Origin of the sequence: Micromonospora sp. NPDC023633 (assembly GCF_040640035.1) — a bacterium.
Taxonomy (GTDB): Bacteria; Actinomycetota; Actinomycetes; order Mycobacteriales; family Micromonosporaceae; genus Micromonospora.
The window spans coordinates 1-22,499 of sequence record NZ_JBFABB010000094.1 but is presented as its reverse complement, the minus strand read 5'-3'; the positions used below and the strand labels follow the sequence as shown (position 1 = coordinate 22,499).

At 75.8% G+C, this 22,499-nt stretch carries 24 protein-coding genes and 1 pseudogene; 7 read left to right on the top strand and 18 right to left on the bottom strand.

Annotated elements, in window-relative coordinates; translation table 11 throughout:
- Positions 1 to 4 precede the first annotated feature (4 nt).
- Both AB0G13_RS25180 and AB0G13_RS25175 read right to left on the bottom strand, forming a co-directional pair.
- Entirely contained in the window at positions 5 to 880 is an 876-nt protein-coding gene (locus AB0G13_RS25180; RefSeq protein ID WP_357878787.1) for an ABC transporter permease subunit, read from the bottom strand.
- The gene (locus AB0G13_RS25175) at positions 877 to 3,738 is read right to left on the bottom strand and encodes an alpha/beta fold hydrolase (RefSeq protein ID WP_357878784.1); all 2,862 of its coding nucleotides are present in this window, start codon (positions 3,736 to 3,738) and stop codon (positions 877 to 879) included. The genes AB0G13_RS25180 and AB0G13_RS25175 overlap by 4 nt, the downstream gene beginning before the upstream one ends.
- Positions 3,739 to 4,099: 361 nt before the next feature.
- Here AB0G13_RS25175 and AB0G13_RS25170 point away from each other — a divergent pair, with 361 nt between their 5' ends.
- From AB0G13_RS25170 to AB0G13_RS25140, 7 genes are read left to right on the top strand one after another with little or no spacing between them, the layout of a single operon-like run.
- The gene (locus AB0G13_RS25170) at positions 4,100 to 5,284 is read left to right on the top strand and encodes a hypothetical protein (protein ID WP_357878781.1); all 1,185 of its coding nucleotides are present in this window, start codon (positions 4,100 to 4,102) and stop codon (positions 5,282 to 5,284) included.
- Positions 5,271 to 7,847 (top strand): nitrate- and nitrite sensing domain-containing protein, encoded by a 2,577-nt coding sequence (locus AB0G13_RS25165; RefSeq protein WP_357878778.1) that lies wholly within the window; start codon positions 5,271 to 5,273, stop codon positions 7,845 to 7,847. The genes AB0G13_RS25170 and AB0G13_RS25165 overlap by 14 nt, the downstream gene beginning before the upstream one ends.
- Positions 7,844 to 8,314, top strand: coding sequence for a roadblock/LC7 domain-containing protein (locus AB0G13_RS25160; protein WP_357878775.1), 471 nt, complete (start codon positions 7,844 to 7,846; stop codon positions 8,312 to 8,314). The genes AB0G13_RS25165 and AB0G13_RS25160 overlap by 4 nt, the downstream gene beginning before the upstream one ends.
- Entirely contained in the window at positions 8,311 to 8,781 is a 471-nt protein-coding gene (locus AB0G13_RS25155; protein WP_357878771.1) for a DUF742 domain-containing protein, read from the top strand. The genes AB0G13_RS25160 and AB0G13_RS25155 overlap by 4 nt, the downstream gene beginning before the upstream one ends.
- A complete protein-coding gene (locus tag AB0G13_RS25150; RefSeq protein ID WP_357878767.1) occupies positions 8,759 to 9,565 on the top strand; it encodes an ATP/GTP-binding protein in 807 nt (268 codons plus the stop codon). The genes AB0G13_RS25155 and AB0G13_RS25150 overlap by 23 nt, the downstream gene beginning before the upstream one ends.
- The gene (locus AB0G13_RS25145) at positions 9,565 to 10,113 is read left to right on the top strand and encodes a hypothetical protein (protein ID WP_357878764.1); all 549 of its coding nucleotides are present in this window, start codon (positions 9,565 to 9,567) and stop codon (positions 10,111 to 10,113) included. The genes AB0G13_RS25150 and AB0G13_RS25145 overlap by 1 nt, the downstream gene beginning before the upstream one ends.
- Positions 10,114 to 10,135: 22 nt before the next feature.
- Complete coding sequence (locus tag AB0G13_RS25140) at positions 10,136 to 12,445, top strand: AAA family ATPase (RefSeq protein ID WP_357878761.1); 2,310 nt, start codon at positions 10,136 to 10,138, stop codon at positions 12,443 to 12,445.
- A gap of 59 nt (positions 12,446 to 12,504) precedes the next feature.
- Here AB0G13_RS25140 and AB0G13_RS25135 read toward each other — a convergent pair whose 3' ends face one another.
- The 16 genes and pseudogenes from AB0G13_RS25135 to AB0G13_RS25060 form a co-directional block, all read right to left on the bottom strand.
- Positions 12,505 to 12,957: a gas vesicle protein K gene (locus tag AB0G13_RS25135; RefSeq protein ID WP_357878758.1), complete on the bottom strand. Its 453-nt coding sequence runs from the start codon at positions 12,955 to 12,957 to the stop codon at positions 12,505 to 12,507.
- A complete protein-coding gene (locus tag AB0G13_RS25130; protein WP_357878755.1) occupies positions 12,954 to 13,208 on the bottom strand; it encodes a gas vesicle protein in 255 nt (84 codons plus the stop codon). The genes AB0G13_RS25135 and AB0G13_RS25130 overlap by 4 nt, the downstream gene beginning before the upstream one ends.
- 19 nt (positions 13,209 to 13,227) lie before the next feature.
- A complete protein-coding gene (locus AB0G13_RS25125; RefSeq protein WP_357878752.1) occupies positions 13,228 to 14,067 on the bottom strand; it encodes a GvpL/GvpF family gas vesicle protein in 840 nt (279 codons plus the stop codon).
- Positions 14,051 to 14,419, bottom strand: a complete 369-nt coding sequence (locus AB0G13_RS25120) for a gas vesicle protein (protein WP_357878749.1) — start codon at positions 14,417 to 14,419, stop codon at positions 14,051 to 14,053. Before AB0G13_RS25120 ends, AB0G13_RS25125 begins: the two co-directional genes overlap by 17 nt.
- 1 nt (position 14,420) lies before the next feature.
- Positions 14,421 to 14,768, bottom strand: a complete 348-nt coding sequence (locus AB0G13_RS25115; protein WP_357878746.1) for a gas vesicle protein — start codon at positions 14,766 to 14,768, stop codon at positions 14,421 to 14,423.
- Entirely contained in the window at positions 14,728 to 15,279 is a 552-nt protein-coding gene (locus tag AB0G13_RS25110; protein ID WP_357878742.1) for a gas vesicle protein GvpG, read from the bottom strand. Before AB0G13_RS25110 ends, AB0G13_RS25115 begins: the two co-directional genes overlap by 41 nt.
- A gap of 3 nt (positions 15,280 to 15,282) precedes the next feature.
- Positions 15,283 to 16,038 (bottom strand): GvpL/GvpF family gas vesicle protein, encoded by a 756-nt coding sequence (locus tag AB0G13_RS25105; RefSeq protein WP_357878739.1) that lies wholly within the window; start codon positions 16,036 to 16,038, stop codon positions 15,283 to 15,285.
- A 227-nt stretch (positions 16,039 to 16,265) separates the two neighbouring features.
- Positions 16,266 to 16,475, bottom strand: a pseudogene (gene gvpJ / locus AB0G13_RS25100) (gas vesicle protein GvpJ); the annotation flags it as partial.
- A 2-nt stretch (positions 16,476 to 16,477) separates the two neighbouring features.
- On the bottom strand, positions 16,478 to 17,695 hold the full coding sequence (locus tag AB0G13_RS25095) for an SRPBCC family protein (RefSeq protein WP_357878736.1): 1,218 nt from the start codon (positions 17,693 to 17,695) through the stop codon (positions 16,478 to 16,480).
- A gap of 2 nt (positions 17,696 to 17,697) precedes the next feature.
- Positions 17,698 to 18,171 carry a hypothetical protein gene (locus AB0G13_RS25090; protein ID WP_357878733.1) on the bottom strand — a complete coding sequence of 158 codons (474 nt, stop codon included), beginning with the start codon at positions 18,169 to 18,171 and terminating at the stop codon, positions 17,698 to 17,700.
- Between the two features lie 275 nt (positions 18,172 to 18,446).
- Entirely contained in the window at positions 18,447 to 18,956 is a 510-nt protein-coding gene (locus tag AB0G13_RS25085; RefSeq protein ID WP_357878730.1) for a GNAT family N-acetyltransferase, read from the bottom strand.
- 172 nt (positions 18,957 to 19,128) lie between these two features.
- Positions 19,129 to 20,028, bottom strand: a complete 900-nt coding sequence (locus AB0G13_RS25080) for a hypothetical protein (protein ID WP_357878727.1) — start codon at positions 20,026 to 20,028, stop codon at positions 19,129 to 19,131.
- Complete coding sequence (locus tag AB0G13_RS25075) at positions 19,997 to 20,758, bottom strand: DUF3618 domain-containing protein (protein WP_357878724.1); 762 nt, start codon at positions 20,756 to 20,758, stop codon at positions 19,997 to 19,999. Before AB0G13_RS25075 ends, AB0G13_RS25080 begins: the two co-directional genes overlap by 32 nt.
- 23 nt (positions 20,759 to 20,781) lie before the next feature.
- The gene (locus tag AB0G13_RS25070) at positions 20,782 to 21,174 is read right to left on the bottom strand and encodes a phage holin family protein (RefSeq protein ID WP_357878722.1); all 393 of its coding nucleotides are present in this window, start codon (positions 21,172 to 21,174) and stop codon (positions 20,782 to 20,784) included.
- Positions 21,171 to 21,905, bottom strand: a complete 735-nt coding sequence (locus AB0G13_RS25065; RefSeq protein ID WP_357878719.1) for a hypothetical protein — start codon at positions 21,903 to 21,905, stop codon at positions 21,171 to 21,173. Before AB0G13_RS25065 ends, AB0G13_RS25070 begins: the two co-directional genes overlap by 4 nt.
- A gap of 231 nt (positions 21,906 to 22,136) precedes the next feature.
- Positions 22,137 to 22,499: DUF3263 domain-containing protein (locus AB0G13_RS25060; protein ID WP_357878716.1), on the bottom strand; the 363-nt coding region annotated here is incomplete at its 5' end.

Genomic DNA, 22,499 nt, shown 5'->3' with positions numbered 1-22,499 from the left:
CGACTCAGCTGGTGACGTCCTTGCGGGTGAAGCGCCAGAACGCCAGGCCCCAGAAGAGCGTCGCGTAGCTGATCGCCGAGATCGCGCCGCGTACCACGTCGTCGGTCTGCACCGGCGTCGACAGCAGCCCCAGCCAGGCGGTGCTGTAGTGCGTCGGCAGGAACGCGCGCAGCGCGCCCAGGGCGGTGATCTGGTCGAGGATGCTGGAGAGGATCCAGAGCAGCACCGCGCCACCGACCGCGCCGAGCGCGGCGTCCGTCACCACCGACAGCAGGAACGCCAGGCCGGCCACCACCAGGAGTACGACCGCCAGGTAGCCGAGCACACCCAGCAGCCGCAGCAGTCCCTCGCCCGGTTCGAGCTGGGCCGCCACGGTGCTGCGCAGCGGCTCCCAGCCGTAGCGGAGGGTGCCGATCAGCAGGGCGGTGCCGGCGAGCAGCAGCAGCGCCAGGGCCGAGTAGACGAGCGCGACGAGCAGCTTCACCGTCAGCAGGCGGGCCCGGGGCACCGGCACCGCCAGCAGGTAGCGCAGGCTGCCCCAGCTCGCCTCGCTGGCCACCGTGTCCCCGCAGAACAGCGCCACCACCACGACCATCAGGAACGACGCCGAGACGAAGATGGTGAAGAGCGTGAAGTTCAGCCCGCCCGACGTGGCGAACTCCACCAGGCTGCCGAACTCCCCGCGCCCGTTGTCGTCGTCGTCGCCCGTGTCGAACTGGAACGCGATCAGGATGATCAACGGCAGCAGCACCATGAACCCGAGCGCGAGCTGCGTACGCCGCCGGGATGCCTGCCGCCGGAACTCGGCGCCGAACGGCAGGGTCGCCGACGGCCGGTAGCCGGCCGCCGCTCCCACCATGGGTGACGTGCCCGCCATCATCGGTCCCCGCTTCCCCGAGAGTTCTCGCCCACCAGGGCGAGGAACGCGTCCTCCAGGCGGCGCCGCGGCACCACCCGGTCCACCCCGATGCCGGCCCGGACCAGCTCGGCGACGACCTCGCTGCGGGCGGTGCCGTTGGTGTCCACCACGAGCTGCCCCTCGCCGTCGGGGAGCACCCGCACCCCGTGCAGGCCGGCCAGCACCGCCCGGGCGGCCTCCGGGTCGGTCACGTCGAAGAGCACGCTGGGCGACTCGCCGACGATCTCCTCGACCGGGCCCGAGGCGACGATGCGGCCCTTGTTCACCACCACCGCGTGCGTGCAGGTCTGCTCCACCTCGGCGAGCAGGTGACTGGAGACCAGCACCGCCCGGCCGTCGGTGGCGTAGCGCTGGAGCACCCGGCGCATCTCCGCGATCTGCGGCGGGTCGAGCCCGTCGGTCGGCTCGTCGAGCACCAGCAGCTCCGGCAGGCCCAGCATGGCCTGCGCGATGGCCAGGCGCTGCCGCATGCCGTGGCTGTAGTTCCTGATCCGGCGGTGCACGGACGCGCCCAGCCCGGCGATCTCCAGGGCCTGGTCGAAGTGCGCGTCCTCGGCCGGCCGCCCGGTGGCCCGCCAGTACGCCTTCAGGTTCTCCAGCCCCGACAGGTGCGGCAGGAAGCCCGGCCCCTCGACCAGCGCGCCGATCCGGGACAGCACCGGCGACCCGGGCACCAGCCGGTGCCCGAAGACGTAGATCTCGCCGGCCGTGGGCTGGGTCAGCCCCATCAGCACCCGCAGCGTGGTGGTCTTGCCCGCCCCGTTCGGGCCGAGCAGGCCGACGACCTGACCCGGGTGCACCTCGAAGTCGACGTTGGAGACGGCGACGAAGCCGTCCGCGTACTCCTTGCGGAGCTGCCGCACGGCCAGCGGGACGCCCGCGTACGCCGGATGGACGGAGCTGTCCTGGCGGCGGTGCCGGCGGCGGACCACCGCGACGACCACGACGAGCCCGACGGCGATCGCCGCGATCAGCCCGACCAGCACCCAGCGCCACACGGTGGCGGAGGTGGGGATGGGGTCGCCGGCGACGGTCGGCAGGCTGACCGCGCCACCGGCCGCCACGGTGTGCACGGTCGGCTCGACCGGGGTGGCGTACGCCTGGTCGGAGGTCGCCACCACCACGCGCAGCCGGTGCCCGGCCTCGAACCGGCGGACGATCGCCGGCAGGGTGACGGTGACCGGCCGCGCCGCGTCGATCCGCGGCGGCAGGCCGGTGAGCCGGACCGGGGCGACCAGGCCGTTGGGCAGGGTGGCCGCGCCGTTGGGGTCGACGTCGTAGAGCTTGACGAAGAGCACCGCCTCCCCCGTCGGCGACGCCGCCCGGACGTCGACGGTCGGGGCGCCGACCACGTCCACCGCCTCGGCCAGCGGCGCCGACTCGAACCGGGCGTGCTGGCCGGGGATGTCCCCGGCCACGCCGCCGAGCAGCGACGACAACTCGCCGGCGAAGGGCACCGAGGAGATGGCGGCCGGGTTGCCGGACGGCGGGTTCGCGACGGGCTGGGCCGGGCCGGCGACCGGTACGTCGCGGCGGGCCGTGCCGGCGACGCCCGGGTAGTCGGCGTAGCGGTAGCCGGTGGCCACCAGTCCCCGGTCGAGGGCGTCGAAGCCGGCGATGCGGGACCAGGTGAAGTCGTCGCCCGGGGCCTGGCCCTCGCCCTTGACGTAGTGGTCGAGCCACTGCACGGTCAGGAACTTCACCCGGTCCGAGTCGGTCTTCGGGCCCTCGCCGCCGTCGTGCCCGCCGGTGAACCAGGCCACCCGGACGGGCGTGCCGGCGGCGGCGATGCCGCGCGCGTTCGCGTCCGCCTCGCCGAGCGGGAAGAGGGTGTCCGCCTCGCCCTGCACCAGCAGGGTCGGCGCCTTGATCCGGTCGAGCACGCCGGCCGGGCTGGAGCGGCGCAGCAGGTCCACGGCGGCCTGGTCGGCCCGGCCGGTGGTGGCGATCCGCAGGTACGCGGCGCAGATGTCGGCGGCGAACCGGCCGCACGCCGGATCGGCGACCCCGACCGGGGCGCGCCCCGGACCGGTCCCCGGGCCGGCGCCCGGCCCCGGGCTGGGCGGGCCGGTGGCGGGCGCCCCCTCCGGCTGGGCGGCGGGTGCCCCGGAGAGCCCGGCCGGCCCGGCGCCGGCGTTGCCGGCGCTGCCGAAGAAGACGCCGGCCCAGCCGGACTTGAACACGCCCTCGGTGGGCTCCTTCCCGGTGCTCTCCGGCAGGAAGGAGCGGGACAGGTCGTTCCAGGTGATCATCGGCACGATGGCGTCGACGCGCTGGTCCTGCGCGGCGAGCAGCAGCGCCAGGCCGCCGCCGTACGAGCCGCCGACGACGCCGACCCTCGGGTCCCCGGCGGCGTCGGTGCGGACCTCCGGGCGGTCGGCGAGCCAGTCCAGCAGGCGCTGCGCGTCCCGAACCTCGTAGTCCGGGTGGTCCAGGTGGATCTGCCCGCCGCTGCGGCCGAAGCCCCGCGCGGTCCACGTGAGCACCGCGTAGCCACGGCCGGCGAACTCCTCGGCGTCGGCGCGGACGGACTCCTTGGTGCCACCGAACCCGTGCCCCAGCAGCACCGCCGGCACCTTGCTCCCGGCCGAGGCGTCCTCGGGCAGGTAGAAGGTGGTGTCCAGGTCGACGGGCTCGTCCCCGCCGGGCCCGGAGGGGACGTTCACGATCGCCGCCTCGGTGCGCACGGCCGGTCCCTGCGGCAGGACGGCCCAGGTCACGGCGGCGGCGAGCAGCACGAGGACCACCGTCGCGGCGACGGCGCGCCGGCGGGTGGGCAGGGCACGCCGGATCCACGCGGCCGACAACGGCGATCTCATTCGGCACACGGTACGGCCCGGATCCTGAGCGTTGGCTGAGATCCTCCGTACGTCCGTCCGGTTGATCCGATCGGCGTCCCACCGGCGCGGTCCAGACCGCCCCAGGGAGATGAATTCGGATCACGTGAATTCCGATGTTCGTCGGAAATCCCCCCGATCCATCCTTGTCACTCTCTGACCTGGCACACAGAGTGCCCGACGGATCACCCAACGGTTACTTCGGGCTTCATGACGCAAAGCTGACTGTTCGACGGTCGGAACAGCTCCCCGCTGGTCGGTTAGTTTTCCGGTCCGGTGCACGGGACTTCACCGTCGACCCCCGACACCCACCGATCCCGTGCTCCCGCCGGAGGAGACAGCCATGACAGTCCCCGCGCCACCGGCCCGTCGGGGGCCCTCCGCGGTGGGCCGCGTACTGCCGTTGCTGCTCCTCGTCGCCCTGCTCGCACCGATGGCCCTGCTGTTCGTGCAGACCTGGCGGCTCACGGCCGACGACCGGGACCTGGCCAGCCGGGAACGGCTCGGCGTGGAGTACCTGCGCGCCCTCGCCCCGGTCACCCACGCCCTGGTCGACGCCCAGACCGCCGCCGTCGCCGCCCGGCCCGCCAACAGCGAGGCGCTGACCCGCGCGGTCGAGGCCGCCGCCTCCGTCGACGCGCGGATCGGCGACGAGCTGCGCACCCGGGAGCGCTGGGCCGGCCTGCGGGCCAGGATCGAGGCGCTGGGCGCCCGCGGCCCCGCCGACCCGGAGGCGGCCTTCACCGCGTACGGCGAGGCCACCGACCTGCTGCTGGCCCTGCACGGCAAGGTCCGGGAGACCTCCGGGCTGGTCCGCGACCCCCGGTCGGACTCCTTCTTCCTCCAGGACGCGAGCCGGGGCCTGCCCGAGACGGTGGTGGCGACCGGGCGACTGGCCGACCTGGCCGTGCTCGCCGACCGCCGGCCCGCCGCCGACCGCAACCGCACCGCCGCCGAGATCGCCGCCCTCCGGGTGGCCGTCCTCACCCCGGCCGGCAACCTGGTCACCGACCTGCGGGCGGCCGTGGACAGCTCGGAGAGCGCCGACCTCGGCCCGAGCGTGCTGACGCCGCTCGACACCTACCAGCGGGCCGTCGAGGCGCTGGCGGCCCACTCCGCGCCGGCCGGCCGCGACGCGGCGGTGGACCAGGCGCAGGTCGCCGGCGCCCGGCTCAACGCGCAGTCCGCCGCCCGGCAGCTCCAGCCCGTCATCCTGGACGAGCTCGACGCCCTGCTCGCCGGCCGCCTCGACGACCTGGACCGGGACCGCTGGCTGACCGGGGCGGCCGGGGCGCTGGCCGTCCTGCTGTGGTCGGCACTCGGCGCGGTGTGGTTCGCCGCCGTCCGACGGGCGCGGCGGCCGGCGGCGGAGGTCCGGCGCGAACCGGACGGCGCCGCCGCCGGGCCGGACGACACGCCGTGGCAGCCGACCGGCGTCCGCGGCGCGGAACCGCGTCGGCTCCAGCCAGCGGGGCCGGCCCGCGGGCCCGGGAGCGCGCAGTGGGGGCCCGCCGATGCTGCTCGCTAGGCTCCGGATCCGGGGCAAGCTCGCACTGCTCCTCGTCATCCCGCTGCTCAGCGTGGTGAGCCTGGCCGTGCCGGCGGTGCTCGGCCGGGTGGCCGCCGCGCAACGGGCCGGCGACACCGCCGACCGGGTCCGCGTCGCCAGCCGGATCGGCAGTCTCGTACAGGACCTGCAACAGGAGCGCGTCCTCTCCGTCGGACTGCTGCTCGGCCGGGTCACCCGGAGCGAGCTGATGCAGCGGTCGGCCAGCGTGGACGACCGGGTCGCCGACCTACGGGCCACCCGGGGCGACCTGCTGCCGCCGCGGGTCACCGAGGCCCTGAGCGGCGTACGCGGGCTGACCGACCTGCGGGCCGCGGTGCTCGCCGGGACCGCCACCCCGGACCAGATCATGGGCGGCTACGGGCCGGTGAGCACGAAGCTGATCGACTCACTGCGGCTGCCGTTCGGGGTGGACACCGACACGGCCGCCGGACGGCAGGTGCTGGCCCTGGACGGGCTGCTCCGCGTCGACGAGGCGATGGGCGCCTGCGCCACCCTGATCGTGCTGGTCAAGGCGACCGGCTCCCCCCGGGTGGTCGCCTCGTACGTCGCCTGCATGGCGGGGCTGCGGGCGGACAACCAGCGGTTCCGCAGTCTGATCACGCCGGATCAGGTCAAGCTGGTGACGCTCAACGACGCGGCGGTGGCCGCCCGGACCAGTCCGGACTTCCTCGTCCGGAGCGCGCTGGACCCGGCCGGTGCGACCAGGGACATCCCCCTGGACACGCTCTTCCCCTCGGTCCGCTCGATGATCACCTTCGGGCAGTTCATCGAGAAGAAGCTCGTCGCCGACGTCCTCGCTGAGGTGACCACGCAGCAGCGCCGGGCGCTGACCGAGGCGCACCTGGTCAGTGGGGCCGTCGCCCTGATCCTCGCCGTGGTGGTGCTGCTCAGCGCGGCCGTCGCCCGGACGGTGGCCCGGCCGCTGACCCGGCTCACCCGCTCCGCCGACCGGGTCGCCCGGGTCGCCGAGGCGGAACTGACCCGGGTCGCCGACGACGAGACCGAGGGCGCGGCGCCGATGCGCCTCGATCCGGTCGACGTGCGGGCCCGCGACGAGATCGGCGACCTGGCCCGCGCGTTCGACCGGGTGCAGAGCACCGCCGCCCGGCTCGTCGAGCGGCAGGTCGCCGGCCGGCGCAACGTGGCGCAGATGTTCGGCCACGTCGGCCGCCGTACGCAGAACCTCGTCGGCCGGCAGATCGCGCTGATCGACCGGCTGGAACGGCAGGAGACCGACCCCGGCCGGTTGGAGCACCTGTACCGGCTCGACCACATCTCCAGCCGGCTGCGCCGCAACGCCGGCAGCCTGGTGGTGCTCTCCGGTTCGGCCGGCGCGGACCCCCACGTGGCGCCGGTGCCGCTCGGCGACGTGGTCCGGCTGGCGCTCGGCGAGATCGAGGACTACACGCGGGTCGACGTGCAGGTGCCGCCCGGTATGTCGGTGGCGCCCGGCACGGTCGGCGACCTGATCCTGGCGCTGGCCGAACTGATGGAGAACGCGACGGTGTTCTCCCCGCCGCACACCCGGGTCACCGTGGGCGGCGAGCCGACCGGCTCCGGGGCGCGGCTGACCGTGGTGGACCGGGGCATCGGCATGGCCCAGGAGCGGCTGGCGGAGGAGAACGCCCGGCTCACCCGGCGGGAGCGGCTCGATCTCGCGCCGACCGAGGTGCTGGGGCTCTTCGTGGTGGGCCGGCTGGCCCGCCGCCACGGCTGGACGGTGCGGCTGGCACCGACCGGCGGCGGCGGGGTGACCGCGCACCTGGAGGTCCCGGAGACGTCGCTGGTGATCCACCCCGCCGAGCGGGCCGGGGTGACCGTGGCCCGGGCCGCCGTACCCGCCCGCGACCGGCGCTCCCCCGCCGACGCGCCGGAGGCCCCCCGGCCCCGCGCGGCGGTCGGGGCGGCGACGGAGGCCCCGCCGTCCGGGTTCGACGCGGCACTGCTGAGCCGCGCCACCCGCAGCATGGAGTCCGGCGCCCCCTGGGACGCGTTCGGCGCCAACGGCGAGCCGGCCGCCGCCGAGGCCCCGGCCCCGGCCGGCACCGGGCCACAGACCCCGGCTGACACCGGGCCTCCGGCGCCGACCGGCGCCGAGCCACAGGCCCCGGGCGGCCCCAGGCCGCAGGTCCCGACCCGCGCCGCCCCGCCGGGCGTCCGGCAGCGGGTGCCGGGCGCCACCCTGCTCCCGGCCCGGGCGCCGGCCAGCCCGCCGGGGATCGGGCCGGTGGAGGTCACCGGCGCGGATCCGGCCGCCGCCCGTGCCCTCGTCGAGGCGGTCGAGTCCGGCGTACGCCGGGCCGGGCTGGGCCGACGTCCGCCGGACGGCACGGTGCCGGCCCGGCTGACCCGGCGGGTGCCCGGGGCGAACCTCACCGTCGCCCCGGCCCGTCAGCCCGACAGCCCGCCGGGGAACCCGGACGAGGTCCGCGACCTGCTCATCGAGTTCGAGGCGGGCGTCGCCCGTGCTCTGCGTGAAGTCAGCCAAGACCGCCGACACGAAGAAGGAACATCACGGTGACCAGCCCCTTCCTGCACGACAACGTCGACCAGCAGCACCCGGGCGCCGGGGACCTCAGCCCGGAGGCGCGCACCTTCAACTGGTTGCTGGACTCCTTCACCTCGAGCACGGCCGGCGTGCTGGAGGCGATCGCCGTCTCGTCGGACGGGCTGCTGATGGCCATGTCGGCGATCAAGGACCGCTCCAACGCGGAGCGGCTCGCCGCGGTGGTCTCCGGCATGACGAGCCTCGCCGGCGGTGCCGCCAGCTGGTACGCCCTCGGCGGGCTGAACCGGGTGGTCGTGGACATGGCCGAGGGCTACCTGCTGATCAGCGCGATCAGCAGCGGCTCCGTGCTCGGGGTGGTCGCCGACCGGTCGGCGAACCTCGGCACCGTCGCCTACGAGATGACGCTCTTCGCCGGGCGGGCCGGTGGCGCCCTCACCCCGAGACTGATCGCCGAACTGAAGAACGCCGCTCAGCAATGACCCCCGAGGTTGCCGGCGAGGGACCGGAGCCGGAGCCCACGGTCCGGATCCGGCCATACCTGCGCGCGTCGTCCCCGCACGACATCCGGCCCGGCCTGCCGGGAGCCACCGCCGCGCCGGCCCCCGAGGACGGGCCGGCCGGCCCGCGCCCGTTCGTGCTCACCGCCGGGCGGGTGGCCGGCGCCGACCCGGCGATCGGGTTGGAGACGCAGGTGACCGCCCGGCCGGCGACCGACCCGGCGCCGCTGACCTGGCTGGCGCCCGAGTTGCAGGCGATCGTCGCGCTCTGCGGCGAGCCGATCTCGGTCGCCGAGATCTCCGCCCGGACCCGGCTGCACTTCGGCGTGACCCGGGTGCTGGTCGGCGACCTCCGCGCCGCCGGCCACCTGGACGTGCACGACGGCGCCGACGCCCTCGACCCCGACATCATCCTGCGAGTGATTGATGGACTCCGTGCGATCTCCTGAATGGCCGGTCGCCCCGCTGGGCGGGGTCGCCGCCAACAGCGCCGCCGCCCGCTACGGCTCCCCGACGGGTCCGCAACCCGCCGCGTCCGCGCCACCGCCGCACCGTCCGCCGGCCACCGGGGTGGCCGCGGTGCCCCGGCCCGCACCGGCCGCCGCGCCACCGATCCCGGTCAAGGTCCTCATCGCCGGCGGCTTCGGGGTCGGCAAGACCACCACGGTCGGCGCGATCTCCGAGATCGCCCCGCTGACCACCGAGGCGGAGATGACCAGCGCCGGGATCGGCGTCGACGATCCGGGCGTACGCTCCGCGAAGACCACCACCACGGTGGCGATGGACTTCGGCTGCGTCACCATCGACCGCAGCCTGAAGCTGTACCTGTTCGGCACGCCGGGGCAGGCCCGGTTCGGTTTCATGTGGGACGACCTGGCCCGGGGGGCGCTCGGCGCCCTCGTCGTGGTGGACAGCGCCCGGCTGGACGACTGCTACCCGGCGATCGACTTCTTCGAGCGGGCCGGCCTGCCCTTCGTGGTCGGGGTGAACGCCTTCGACGGGCGGCTGGCGCACGACCTCGACGCGATCCGGTGGGCGCTGGCCGTCGGCGACCACGTGCCCCTGGTGCAGTTCGACGCCCGGGACCGGCTCTCGGTGCGGGACGCCCTGCTGGTCGTCCTGGACCGCGCACTCGATCGGGCCACCCGGGAGAAAAGGTCCTCAACCGTTCCGGCGGTTCGACCCGTTTCACGAGAAGGGTTCGACCCGTTTCACGAGAAGGGGTGGTCGTGATGAGAGGTGGACTGGACGAGACACTGGCCCGGATGGCCCGCCGCGAGGAGGCGCTGCGGCGGCGGGCCGCCGACGCGGGGGCGACGGGCGGGGAGGCCGTCGCGTCGACGCGGGCGCGGGGCGGATCCGATCCGGGGCGCACCGACGCCCGGGGCGAGGGGCGCAACGCCGGACCCGGCTGGGCCGAGACACGGCGGGGCGCGGAGCCCCGCGATCCCGTGGTGGAGGTCGCCGAGGCGGTCCGTCGGGTGGTGGCCGGCCACCCCGGCACGGCGGTCAGCATCCGGGTCGAGCACGACGGGCGGGCGTACCCGCTGCGGGTCGCCTGGACCGACGCGGGCGTGACGGTCGACGCGGAGGTCGCCGCGCCGCCGCCGGCGTGGCCGATGTCGGTCAAGACCGTGCCGGCCTGGACGCCGGCCCAGGAGGGGCTGACCCCCGACCCGGCGGCGCGGCTGGCCGAGCTGATCCGCCGCGACCCCGCCCTGCTCAGCGACGGTGACGCAGCTCGCGGACCACGGAACGGGGCGGGGGCGGGCACGGCGTGACCACGGCGGCTAGGGTCGGGCGGTGGCGGAACCCGACCTGACCCTGACCGCGAGCCTGCGGCCGGCGGCCCTGGACGCCCGGCGGGGCATCGTCCGGCTGCACCCGGAGGTGCTCACCGCGCTGGCGCTGCGCCCCGGCGACCCGGTGCGGCTGGCGGGCCGGCGGGTGACCGCCGGCATCGTCGCGCCGGCCGAGCCGACCGCCAGCACCGCGCTGCTCTACGCGGACGACCTGATGCTGGGCAACCTCGGGATCCGCGACGGCGGCCAGGTGACGGTGAGCCGCCTGCCCGTCACGCCGGCCGGCAGGGTGCTCCTCGCCGGGCCGGCGCAGATCGCCGCGGTGGTCTCCCCCGAGATGCTCCGGCTGGCCCTGCTCGGCAAGGTGGTGACGACCGGGGACGACGTGTCGCTGCTGCCGCAGGACGTGCTGCCGGACGCCTCGGTGCGCAGCCTGGTGGAAGCCGCCCGACGCAGCCTCTCCAACAGCGTCGGGTACGCCTGGACCAGCACCCTGCTCGCCGTGGTCGCCGCCGAGCCCGGGCCCGGCTCGCTGGTCACCATGGACACCGTGGTCGGCTGGGAGCACGGCCAGGCGACCCACGGCTCCGCCGGCACCGGCCCCGCCCCGCTCGCGCGACGCGCCGACGCGGCCGGGGCCACGACGGACGGGACCGCCGCGGGCCGGGCGGGTGCCACGGGCGCCGGCCCGGCGGGCGTACGCCGCCCGGCCGCCGTGGACGTCACCGGGCGGACCGTCGACGACGCGCCGCCCGCGGTGGACGAGCTGCCCGGGCTGCGGGCGCAGGCCGAGGAGCTCACGGAGCTGCTCGACCTCGGCTTCCACCACCGGGAGGTGCTCGGCCGGCTGGGCACCACCGTCTCGCTGGGCGTGCTGATCGCCGGGCCGGCCGGCTCCGGCAAGGCGGCGCTCGTGCGGGCCGTGGCCGCCCGGGTCGGGGCCCGGGTGAGCCCGCTCTGGGCCCCCGAGGTGGCCGCGCTGACCAACCAGGCCGCCGCCGACCGGCTGCGTGCCGCCGCGGCCGAGGCGCGCGCGGACGGCCCGGGGGTGCTGCTGGTCACCGACGTGGAGGCGCTCGCCCCGGCGGACGGGCCGGGGCCGGTGGCGACCGTGTTCCGGCAGGTGGTGGCCGAGACCGTACGGGCGGGGGCGGCGGTCGTCTGCACCACCGGCCGGCCCGAGGCCGTCGACCCCGCGCTGCGCGCACCGGACCTGCTCTCGCTGCGGATCAGCGTCCCGCTGCCGGACGCGGCCCTGCGCCGGGAGCAGTTGACGGTGCTGACCCGCCAGGTCCCGCTCGCCGACGACGTGCGGCTCGACGAGGTCGCGGGGCGTACCCCCGGCTTCGTCGCCGCCGACCTGGCCGCGCTGCTGCGCGAGGCCGGGGTGCGCGCGGCGCTGCGGCAGAAGTCGGCCGAGACGCCGACGGTGGCGATGGCCGACTTCACCGCCGCGCTGGAGGTGGTCCGCCCGACCACCATGGCCGCGTCCACCCTGGAGCTGGCCTCGGTGACGCTGGACGACGTGGGCGACCTGACAGAGGTCAAGGAGACGCTGACCGAGTCGGTGCTCTGGCCGCTGACCTACCCGGACACCTTCGCCCGGCTCGGCGTGCAGCCGCCGCGCGGGGTGCTCCTCTACGGGCCGCCGGGCTGCGGCAAGACCTATCTGGTCACGGCGCTGGCCGGCTCGGGCCGGGCGAACGTGCTCTCGGTGAAGGGCGCGGAGCTGCTGTCGAAGTGGGTCGGCGAGAGCGAGCGCGCGGTCCGCGAGCTGTTCCGCCGGGCCCGGGAGGCCGCGCCCACCCTGATCTTCCTGGACGAGGTGGACGCGCTCGCCCCGGTGCGCGGCCAGGCCAGCGACGGCGGCACCACCGACCGGGTGGTGGCCGCCCTGCTGACCGAGCTGGACGGCGTGGAGACGCTGCGCAACGTGGTGGTGGTCGGCGCGACCAACCGCCCCGACCTGGTGGACCCGGCGCTGCTGCGCCCCGGACGGTTGGAGCGGCTGGTCTACGTGCCGCCGCCGGACGGGCCGGCGCGGGCGGAGATCCTGCGCGCCTCGGCGCGCAACGTGCCGCTGGCGCCCGACGTGGACCTCGCGGAGCTGGGTGGAAAGCTGGAGGGCTTCTCGGCGGCGGACTGTGCCGCGCTGGTGCGCGAGGCGGCGCTGGCCGCCATGCGGGAGTCGCTGACCGCGTCCACGGTCACCGGCGCGCACGTGGCGGCGGCCCGTGCCCGGGTCCGCCCGTCCCTGGATTCGGCCCAGGTCGCCTGGCTCGCCGCGTACGCCGAGAAACGGTCCGGCTGACCGCCGCCTCCCGGCGTGGCGCCGTGGGCACCGTCGGTGGGCCGACGCGGGCCGGGGCATCAGTCGGTGGGCAGGAGGGGGCCGAGGGGCCCCAGGTCGAGGTTCAGGTCCTCGGGGGCGAGGCCGAAGTACTCGCGCAGCCCCGTCATCTGCTCCTCCAGCGCCATGAGCGTGGTGCCGATCCGCTCGACCTGCTCCTCGGTGAGATCGCCGAGGTCGACCCGGCGCAGCGCCTGTCGCTCCATGAGCTGCCGCAGCAGCTCGATCACGGTGAGCACGAGGCTGGCCAGTCCCCGCTCGACGGAGTCCCGGTCGACGGCGAGCCGGCGGTCCAGCGGAGTCACCCGGGGCGGCTGCCACCGGGTGTCGCCGAGCGCGGCGGCGAGTTCGGCGGCCTCGTCCCGGCGGGTGCCAGCACCGCCGGGGCGGCCCGCGCCCGCCGTCCCGGCCCCGCCGCCCGGGCCGGCCGCGTTCTCGCCCGGGCCGTCGGCGCGGGCGCCGGGGGCGGTCATGCCGGCGATCCCGGCGTCCAGGCGACGTCGTCCGGGGCGGCGTCGGGCAGTTCCGGCGGGGCGAGCGCGCCGACGGAGGCGACCAGGGCGCGCAGGGAGATCCGGACCAGGTCGACGTCGGCGATGGCGATGGTGATGTCGCCGCTGATCACCACGCCGGTGGCGAGGACCCGGTCGAGCAGGTCGACCAGGGCCACCGGCCGGTAGGCCAGCGGGTCGTCGGCGCTGCTCGGCGCCAGCGACGTGGTCACCACGCCGGCCCCCGGGCCGTCAGCACGCCGGCTCCCGTACGGTGAACGCCGGCCCGGCGGGCCGTTCCTCGGCGAAGGAGTACGGCGGCCACGGGCCGGTCAGCTCCAGTCGGATCTCCGGGTGCCGCCCGGCGAGCGCGCCGACCAGTTCGCGGAATCCGGCGAGCGCCCCGTGCCCGACCAGGTACGCCCCGTTGAGCACCATGGCGGTGGGCGCGCCGGAGAGGCGGCGGTCCTGCGGGGGGTGCCGCCGGGCGGCCACCGCGTGCCGGGCCAGCGCCTCGTGCACGGCGCAAGCGGCGTCGGCGGCGATCCGCTGCCCCTCCTCGCGGGCGGTGAGCTGGGCCCTGCGCCGGCGCAGGTACGCCGCCCCGGCGCCGCCCGACCCGGCGGGCTCCGCCGGACGGGGCGTCGCGCCCGGCACGACGTACCCCTTGACGCCCCACTCGTCGTGGCCCGTGAGCCGGTCCAGGACGGCGGTCAGCTCGACCCGGCGGGCGGTGAGCTGCCCCGCGACCCGGGCGTCGTCGTGGTGGACGGTGGCCAGCCGGGCGGGCACCACGGCGCCGTCGCGGGACAGGGCCGCGACCACGGCGTGGTGCGTCCGGGCCGCCCGCTCCAGCCAGGCCAGGTCCTCCAGGTTCCGGCGCAGCGCCTCCTCGCCGTACTCGGCCAGCGGCGCGGCGCTGAGGACGGCGACCAGGCCGGCGGCCCGCACCGCGCGCACCGGAGCGCCGTCCATCCCGGGAGTCGTGGCGAGCAGGGCCGGGTCGACGTCCCGCACCACGCCGTGCAGCCACACGCCGACGCCGAGGCTCGCCGGCCCGGCGGCGGGCACGAGGTCAACGGTCGAACTCATGCCGCTCCTCCCGGTCGGCCACCGCCCGGGCGATCCGGGGACGACGTTCCGCCTCCACCTGCTCCGGGTCCCGTGGGCCGGGCTCCACCGGCGGCCTCGCCCGGGAGCTGAGCCACGGGTCGTGCTCCCACCAGTCGATGCCGATCTGCCGGGCCGTGTCGACCGAGGCGATGACCAGGCGCAGCTTGAGCGTCAGCAGCTCGATGTCGAGCAGGCTGACCCGGATGTCGCCGGCGATCACGATGCCCCGGTCGAGCACGCGTTCCAGGATGTCGCCGAGATTGGCCGGCTCGTGCCCGGCGGGCAGAACCTGGCCGGAGTTCTGCACCACCGGCGGCGGCTGCACGCTCACCTCAACCCACCTCGCCCTTCCCGCGCTGGTAGCGCCGCACCCGCCGGTAGCCGAGCAGGCCGCCCTCCAGGTCCAGCTCCACCTCGTAGAGGCCGAGCAGGTCGGTGGAGCTGGGGATACGCCGGTCCTCGATGACCTCCACCCCGACCAGCCAGCCGTCGCGCAACGACTTGAGCGAGGTGGTCCCCACCGGATCCCGGCCGGTCAACTCGACGATCTGCCGCATCCCCTCGCGCGCCGCCTCGGCGGCCGAGATTGGTTCGAGGTACTCCTCCTCGTCGTCGTACCGGTCGTCGACGGGCTCGTTCCTACGCGCCCGACCGCCGTCGCCGCGGATCAGATCCACCATCGCGCCCACCTCCCTCGCCGCCGCCGCGCGGCACCCGCCGCGCCTGTTCCGTGCCGACCTGACGCGTCCGCTCGACGCCAACCCGCCGCGCCTGTTCCGGGCCGGGCTGACGCGCCCGCTCGACGCCAACCCGCCGCGCCTGTTCCGGGCCGGGCTGACGCGCCCGTTCCGGGCCGCCCTGTCGGGCCCGCTCCGGGCCCGGCTGGCGCCGGGTCCCGCCGTTCTCGCGGCGGGACCCGGGACCGTTCCGGGCCGGGTTGCGGCCCTGGGCGGGGGCCGGCCGCCGGGCTCCGCCGGTCAGCCGCTCCAGCACCTGCTGCTGCCCCCGGTCGCGTTCCGCGGCGCTGATCTCGCCGGCGGCCTCCGCCGCGTCCAGCGCCTCCAGCTCCCGCCGAACGTCGACGGGGTTGCGCTGCCGCGACTCCGCCTCCCGGGCGATCACCTTCACCACCGCGGTCAGCCCCCGCACCGGCGCGTACGGCAGGGTCAGCAGCGCCCACAGGATGTCCACCGGTCACCCCATCAGCTGATGGGCGCTGACGAAGTCGTACGGGGCGAGCGGGCCGAGCAGCCGCATCCGGATCAGCTCCCGGCGCTGCTTGGCGTACTCCTCGACCGCCGAGACGAACTCGTCCTCCCGGTCCTGGTCGACCAGGAAGGCGGCGTTCGCCGCGTCCAGCTCGTTGCTCGGCGCCCGGGGAGCGCTCGCCACGACGAGCGGGCCGAGCGCGTCGGCGAGTTGCCGGTTCTCCGCCTCCCGGCGCAGCTCCACCGCCTGGCTGATGATCTCGCCGAGTCGGATCCGCTGCTGCCGGGTGGCCGCCTCCGGCTGCCCGCGCACCTCGTCGGCCAGCTGGGCGGCGGCGGGGTTGTCCGCCAGCACCGCCGCGATCAGGTTCGCCTCGTCGTAGCGCCCGTGCACCGTGTACTGGATCCGGCCCTCGAACTCGTCGAGGGCGGCGGCGAAGCGGTCGTGGTGCGCGTCCAGCAGGTCGGCGACCGCGTCCGGCCCGGTGACGACCGTGCCGAAGCGCACCGGCAGCACCGGCGCCACCGCAGCCGTGCCGTCCACCAGTTCCTGGTACGCGGTCAGGTCCGCCGGCCGGCCGATCGGCTCGGTCAGGCTCACCTCGCTCACCAGCGCGGCCAGTTCGCCGTGCCGGACCGCCGCCACCTCTCCGGGCGGGTCGCCGACCCCGGCGGCGTCCGGGGTCGGCTCCACGTCGGAGGGAACGATGCCGTAGATGAACAGTCCGGTCTCCTCGGCCATGCTCAGCGCTCCTCGTCCCGGCGTCGCCGGGGTCGGTCCCGGTCCCGGTCCCGGTCCCGGTCCCGGTCGGTGCCCCGATCGCCGAGCGAGTCGGCGACCGCCCCGCTGATCTCCTGGGCCGCCTTGCCGAGTCCGGAAAGGGCCTTGCCCTTGCCGACCGCCCCGGAGGCCCCCTCGACCAGGTCGGGCAGCCCCTTCTGGCCCTTCGGGGTGATGTCCAACCGGTCGACCGCCTCCGCGAAACGCAGGTACGTCTCCACGCTGGCGATGACGACCCGGGCGTTGATCTCCAGCAGCTGGATGCCGACCACGGCGATCGACACCTGGGCGTCGATCACCACGCCCTTGTCCAGCACGGTCTCCACCACGTCGGCCAGGCTCGACCCGGCGCCCCCGCGTTCCAGGGCGCCGCCGGCCTGACCCTCACTCGTCGCGATCGTCACTCGCGCTCCTCCCGTCGACGGCGGACCACGGGACGGCGGGGCGCCTCCGGGGAACGACGGGGCCGGGGCTCCTCACGGGACCGGGGCTCCTCACGGGACCGGGGCTCCTCACGGGGACGGGGCTCCTCGCGGGGCTGCGGGCGGCGGGCCCGCTCCGGGGCGCGGCGGCGGGGCGGGGGCTGCTCCTCCTCCTCCTCCGGCTCCTCCTCGTACTCGTCCTCGTCGTACTCGTCCTCGTACTCGTCCTCCTCGGCCGGGCGGCGGCGCTGGGGCGGTCGGCGGCGGCCACGCTCGGCGGGCCGGCGCTCCTCGCGCGGCTCCTCCTCGGCCTCCTCCTCGGGCTCGCGCCGGCCGCGCGGCTCGCGCTCCTCCTGCTCCTCGCGCAGGGCGGTCTCGTGGTCGCGGACCACCCGCGAGTCCTCGATCTCGCCGCGCCAGCCCTGCACCGAGTCCGGGTCGAGGACGGTCTGGGTCATCACGTGCCGGACGAAGTGCTTCAGCTCCAGCCGGGCGCGGCGGCCCTGGGCCCGCCACAGGTTGCCGGTGTGCTCGAAGAGACCCTGCGGGTGGTACTCCAGCACCACCAGGATCCGGGTCAGGTCGGGCGACAGCTCGTGGAAGCTGACCGTCCCGTCGACGGAGCCCTTCTCGCCCTTGGAGCGCCAGTGGATCAGCTTGTCCGGAATCTGCCGGACGATGGTGGACTCCCAGGTGCGGTGCGACCAGAAGACCTGCGCTTTCCAGGTCAGCTTCTCGTCCGACTCGGTGTCGACGTTCTCGACCTTCTTCATGAAGCTCGGGAATTCGCCGAACTGGGTCCACTGGTCGTACGCGACCCGGACCGGCACGCCGACCTCGATCGCCTCGACGATGTTGGTGACCTTGAGCTTCTTGCCGCCGCCCTTGCCGCCCTTGCCGCCCTTGCCGAGCGCCGACATGACCCTCTCCTTACCGCCGGCCAGTCCGGCATGGAACATCGCCTTCACCGGTGAACCGCCCTCGGCGAGCTTCTGCGCGCCGGTGGCGGCGGCGATCAGGCCGGGACCGCCGCCCTGCTTCGCGTAGTCGCTGAGTCGGCCGGTCGCGCCCGTGATCCGCTCGGTCACCACCTGCATCGCGCGTTCGCCGATGGCGCTGGCCAGGTTGCGCGCCTCGCCGGCGAGTTGGCCCCGGACCTTGTTCCCGAGGCCGCCGGGGTTCGTCGTCTCCGGCATGGTCACCGCCCCCGCTGCTCGTTGTCGGCGTCGCGCTCCTGCTGCTGCCCGCCGTCGGCGTCGCGCCCCTGCTGCCCGGCGTCCGCGTCGCGCCCCTGCCGACCGCCGTCGGCGTCCCGGTCCGGCCGGTCGCCGTCGCCCGACCCGTCGTCGGGCGCGCCGGCCCCGCCCTTACGGCGCAGCGCGTCGGCCGAGCCGCGCAGCTTGCCGCTGATGGCATCGATGCCGCTGCCGGCGGCGGCGGTCGCGGCCGCCTTGGAGGCGGCGGCGAGCGGGCCGCCGAGGCGACCGATGTTGCCCAGGTGGGGGGACGAGTGGAGCAGGTTGCCGCCCGCCTTCAGCAGTCCGCCCGGCTCCCGGCTGGCCCGGCCCGCGGCGACCGCAGCGGCCAGGGTGAGGGCGGTACGCAGCTTGCGCCGGCGGCCGAGCAGGTAGCCGAAGCCGACCGCGAGCCCGATTCGTGCTCCGCTGTTCATCAGTTCTCCTTCGCTCCCCGGAGCGCCGGACACCTGACGGCAATGGTCGAAAGAATGGCCGCCGGGGATCAGCACGCGCCGGACCGCAGATCAGGTGTCCCGTTCAATCGGACCCGACGGGCAGTACCCGTTGACCTATCCGCGAAACACTGCCGCGCTTTTCCGGCACCATTGACCGGAGACGGGAACACGTACCTCGCCAACCGCGCGAAGCGGACAGGAAGGCACCGTCGAGCAGGAAGAACGTCAGAAAGGAAGGAATTGCAGAATCGTTGTCACAGGGCCGGCAGCGTCGAATCGAGGCATATCTCGGCGTGCACCTTACCGCCGTCCTCGCGCAATTTGGCGCCGCACTTCTCCAGCACGGAAACGGCGCCGTGATTGTCGACGGTGGTCTCGGCGACCACGAGCCGCATTCCGGCTGCCGCCGCCTCGTTCAACAGTTCACGCAGAGCGACCGCGCCGATCCCCTGGCCCCGGGCGGAGCGGCCCAGCCACATCCCGGTCTCGACGGTGCCGGGCTGCTCGCGGCGGCTCATCCGGATCATGCCGACGACCTCGCCGCCGGCCAGGATCGCGTACATGCAGGTGCCCGTCGGGCCGTCCAGCCCCGCGAAGCTCGCCCGGTGGAACTCCCGGAACGCCTCCCGCCGGGCGTGTGACCAGCCCGCCGGGGCCTCCACCGGCGGCATCACGTCATCGGGCTCCGCCTCGGCAGCCGCTACGGAGAGCAACGGCTCCAGGTTCCGCTCGTCCACCGGCTCCAGCCGTACCGTTCCCGCCACGTGCCGCAGTCTGCCGCCCCCACCGGCCCAAGTCCACCCCATCGGGCAGCGACTGGCGGTCCGGCCGAAGGTACCGGCCGGTCGGCCCGCATCGTGTTCCGCCTCACGCTCCGCTGTCGACCGCCCGTCCGGCCCGCGCGACGGAGCGGCGAACCCGCCTGGCCCGGGCCGTTCAGGGCCCCTCGGCGTCGAACTCGCAGAGCACCACCGAGGCGTCGTCGGCGGGCTTGTGCCGGCGCAACCGGTCCGGATGGTCGCGCTCCGCGGCGCGCACCCGGTCGATCAGCGCGCCCGGCCCCTCGGCGGTCGCCACGTCCAGCAGCCCCGCCCAGTCGAGGAGGCCGAACTGCTCCACCAGGGCCGACGCGCCGTCGCTGAGCAGCGCCGCCCGGCGTACCGCGCCCGGCCCGCGCAGCGGCAGTGTCCCGGTCACGGCGTGGAACGCCGCGTCCGGGTCGGCCGCCGCCACCCAGTAGCCGTGGGTCCGGTTCATCCGCTCCCGCTGCATGCCGACCGCCTGCCGGAACCGGGTGAGCCGGTCGGCGGAGCCCGCCGGCACGGCCGCGACCATGGACCGCAGCTCCGCCGTCGCGGCGTCCAGCCGGTCGTCCGTGACCACGCTGACCCGGCCCCCGGCGTCGAGCACCAGCGGGCTGTCGCAGAGCACCAGGTAGTCGAGGTGGTCGCCGCCGTCGCGCAGCAGGCAGACCGTGCTCGACGGGGTGCCCGGGTGGTCGAGGTCGCACTCGTCGCCGTGGTCGGCCCGCACGGCGAGGACCGCCGCCGCCAGGTTGCTCATCAGGGTCGCCGTCGGGCGGACCGCCTCCGCCAGCCCGAGCCTGGCCGCGAGGTGCCGGACGTACCAGGCGGGCCCGTGCACGCAGCCCGTGTCGAAGCCCTCCGGCACGCTGGCACCGTCGAGCACACCCACCAGCGGCCCGAACCGGAAGACCAGGTCCTCGTTGGCCGGCCGGCCGGGCGGCGGCGCGGACGCGGAGCGTACCCGCATCGTCCGCGCCGCCCCGACCACCCGGGTCGCCTCAGCGGCGACGGAGGTCGTCGGCGGCCTCATGCGCCTGCCCCTGCATCTGGTGGGCGGCCGACCGACCCTGTTCCCGGACGGCGGACGCGCCACTGACGGCCGTGGAACCGACCGCCCGGGCCGCCTGCTGCGCCGGCTCGCGCAGGTTGTGGCCCATCTCGCGGCCCATCTCGCGGCCCACCTCGCCGGCCTGCTCCCGCAGGTGTCCGGCCTGCGCGCGCAGCTGGTCGGAGTGCTCGCTCACCATGTCCCTGGCCTGCCCGGCCAACTGCCGTTCGGGACGGCTGGGCGGAATCAGCGACGAGAGCAGCAGCCCGGCGCCGAAGGCGATCAGACCGGCCGCGAGGGGGTTGCCCTGCGCCTGCTGGCGGGACTGCTGCCCGAGCGAGCGGGCCTCCTCCCGCACCGACCCGGCCGCGTGCGACATCTGCTCGCGGGACTGCTCCCCGAACGTCCGCGCCGAGTCGGCCGCGTGCGACATCCGCTCCCGGGACTGCTCCCCGAGTCCCCGCGCCGAGTCGGCCGCGTGCGACATCCGCTTGCCTGTCGCGTGCGACATCCGCTGCGCGGCGCCGTGCCCGTCCGACTGCACGCCCATCACCTTCTCCCTGGCCCGGGTGAACACGCCACGAGCCTGCCCGACGCGCTCACCGGCGATCCGCCGCGGATTGACCTTGTCGGCCAACGCGTCGACGTCGCTGCTCAGTTCGTTCCGGGTGTTCTCGATCTCCGACCGGATCCGGTCCGGATCGTTGGACATGATCTGCTCCCTCCCGGGCTGGTTCACCGGCCGCGCATCGCGTCCGGCATCTCCCGTGCGGTCTGCTTCGTCCGGGGCAGCACCGAGCGGAGCTGCGCCTTCTCCTTCCGCGCCCTGGCGAGCAGGACACCCGTGACGGCGGCCCAGATGACGGCCACGATCAGCGCCGCCCACCCCTGGTCCATCACGTTGGACAGCCCCCACCACAGCGCGTACGACACGAACAGCACCGTCAGGAAACCGGCCAGCGCGGCCCCGCCGAACATGCCGGCGAGCCTGCCGGCCTGACCCGCCTCCTCACGCACCTCCGCCTTGGCCAGTTCGACCTCCTTGCGGACCAGCGTGGAGAAGTCCCGGGTCACGTCGCCCAGCAGCTCGCCGACCGACTGCGTCCGCTCCTTCTCGGGGGCGCTCACGGCGCCACCCCGCCCGGGATGTCCGGCCCCTGCCGGCCGGGCGGCGAGGCGTTGCGCACCCGCGCCGTCCCGGTGTACGCCCCCTCGGGCGCGTACGGCGCCTCGACCGTCCGCTCGTACGGCTGCGGCCCGGCCGTGGTGGACGCGGCCGCCGGCCCGGTGGGCGCGGCGGTCGGCGGCATCGACGGCTGGCCCGCGCCCCGCGCCCCGTCGCCCGAGGCGCTCAGGTTCCGGGTGAGCCGCCCGACCAGCATGCCGGCCAGGGCCGCGCCGGCCAGGAAGGTGCCCGGGTGCCGGCGCGCGTACGACCGCACCTCGTCGAGCACCGCCCCGGGTTCGCGCTCGTCGAGCCACCCGGCCGCCTGCTGGGCGGCGTCCGCCGCCCGGCGGACCGCCTGACCGGCCATCCCGGAGTCCTCGCTCCGCTCCGCCATCGAGCTGAGTTCGCGCCCGATGCCGCGCAGCCCGTCGGCGGCCCGGTGCTGCTGCGACCGGGCCTGGTCGCGCAACTGCGTGCCGGCCTCGCCGGTCAGGTTGCGCGCCTGCCGCCGGGCTTCCGACGCCACCTGTCCGCCCTGTTCGGCGGCCGCGTGCGCGACCTGCCCGCCGGCCTGGGTCGCCTGGTGTCCGACCCGGGACGCCTCGTGTCCGACCCGGGACGCCTCGTGCCGGGCCTGCTGTGCGGTGCCGGTCGCACCGTCCGGTGGCCGGCTCGGGTTGATCTGCGTCATCGCCCGCTCCCTCCGTCGGCCCCGGGCCGCAGGTCACGGCCCGGAACGTGAACCGGCCGCGAGACGCGGCCCGGAACGACACCCGCGTACCCGCGCGGCTCGCCGACATTCCGTCGCGGCGTCGGGGGTAGGAGCGGTGGCCACCTGGACGCGACGTTACGCCGACGAGACGGGACCGTCGGTCGGAACGGGGTCGGCGGGGCCGGGACCGGTCGCGGGGTGCGACAGCGCTCAGCGGCGGCGGTTACGGGCCCGGGAGGACCGCAACCGGCTTAGCCGCCCGACCAGCACCGGCTCGGCGGCGAGGGCGGCCGGGTTGTCGAGCAGCGCGTTGAGCAACTGGTAGTAGCGGGTGGCCGAGAGGCCAAAGGTGTCCCGGATGGCCTGTTCCTTGGCGCCGGCGTGCCGCCACCACTGCTGCTCGAAGGCGAGGATGCCGCGCTCCCGCTCGGTGAGGCCACCATCCGGCCGGGCGTCCGCCGGGGCGTCCGTGTCGCGGGGCGGCGCCACGGCGGCGTCCGGCTCCGCCGAGCGGGGCTGCGGGACGGCCGGCGCCCCGGCGACCGGCCCGGTGCGCGGCTGGGGGACGACACC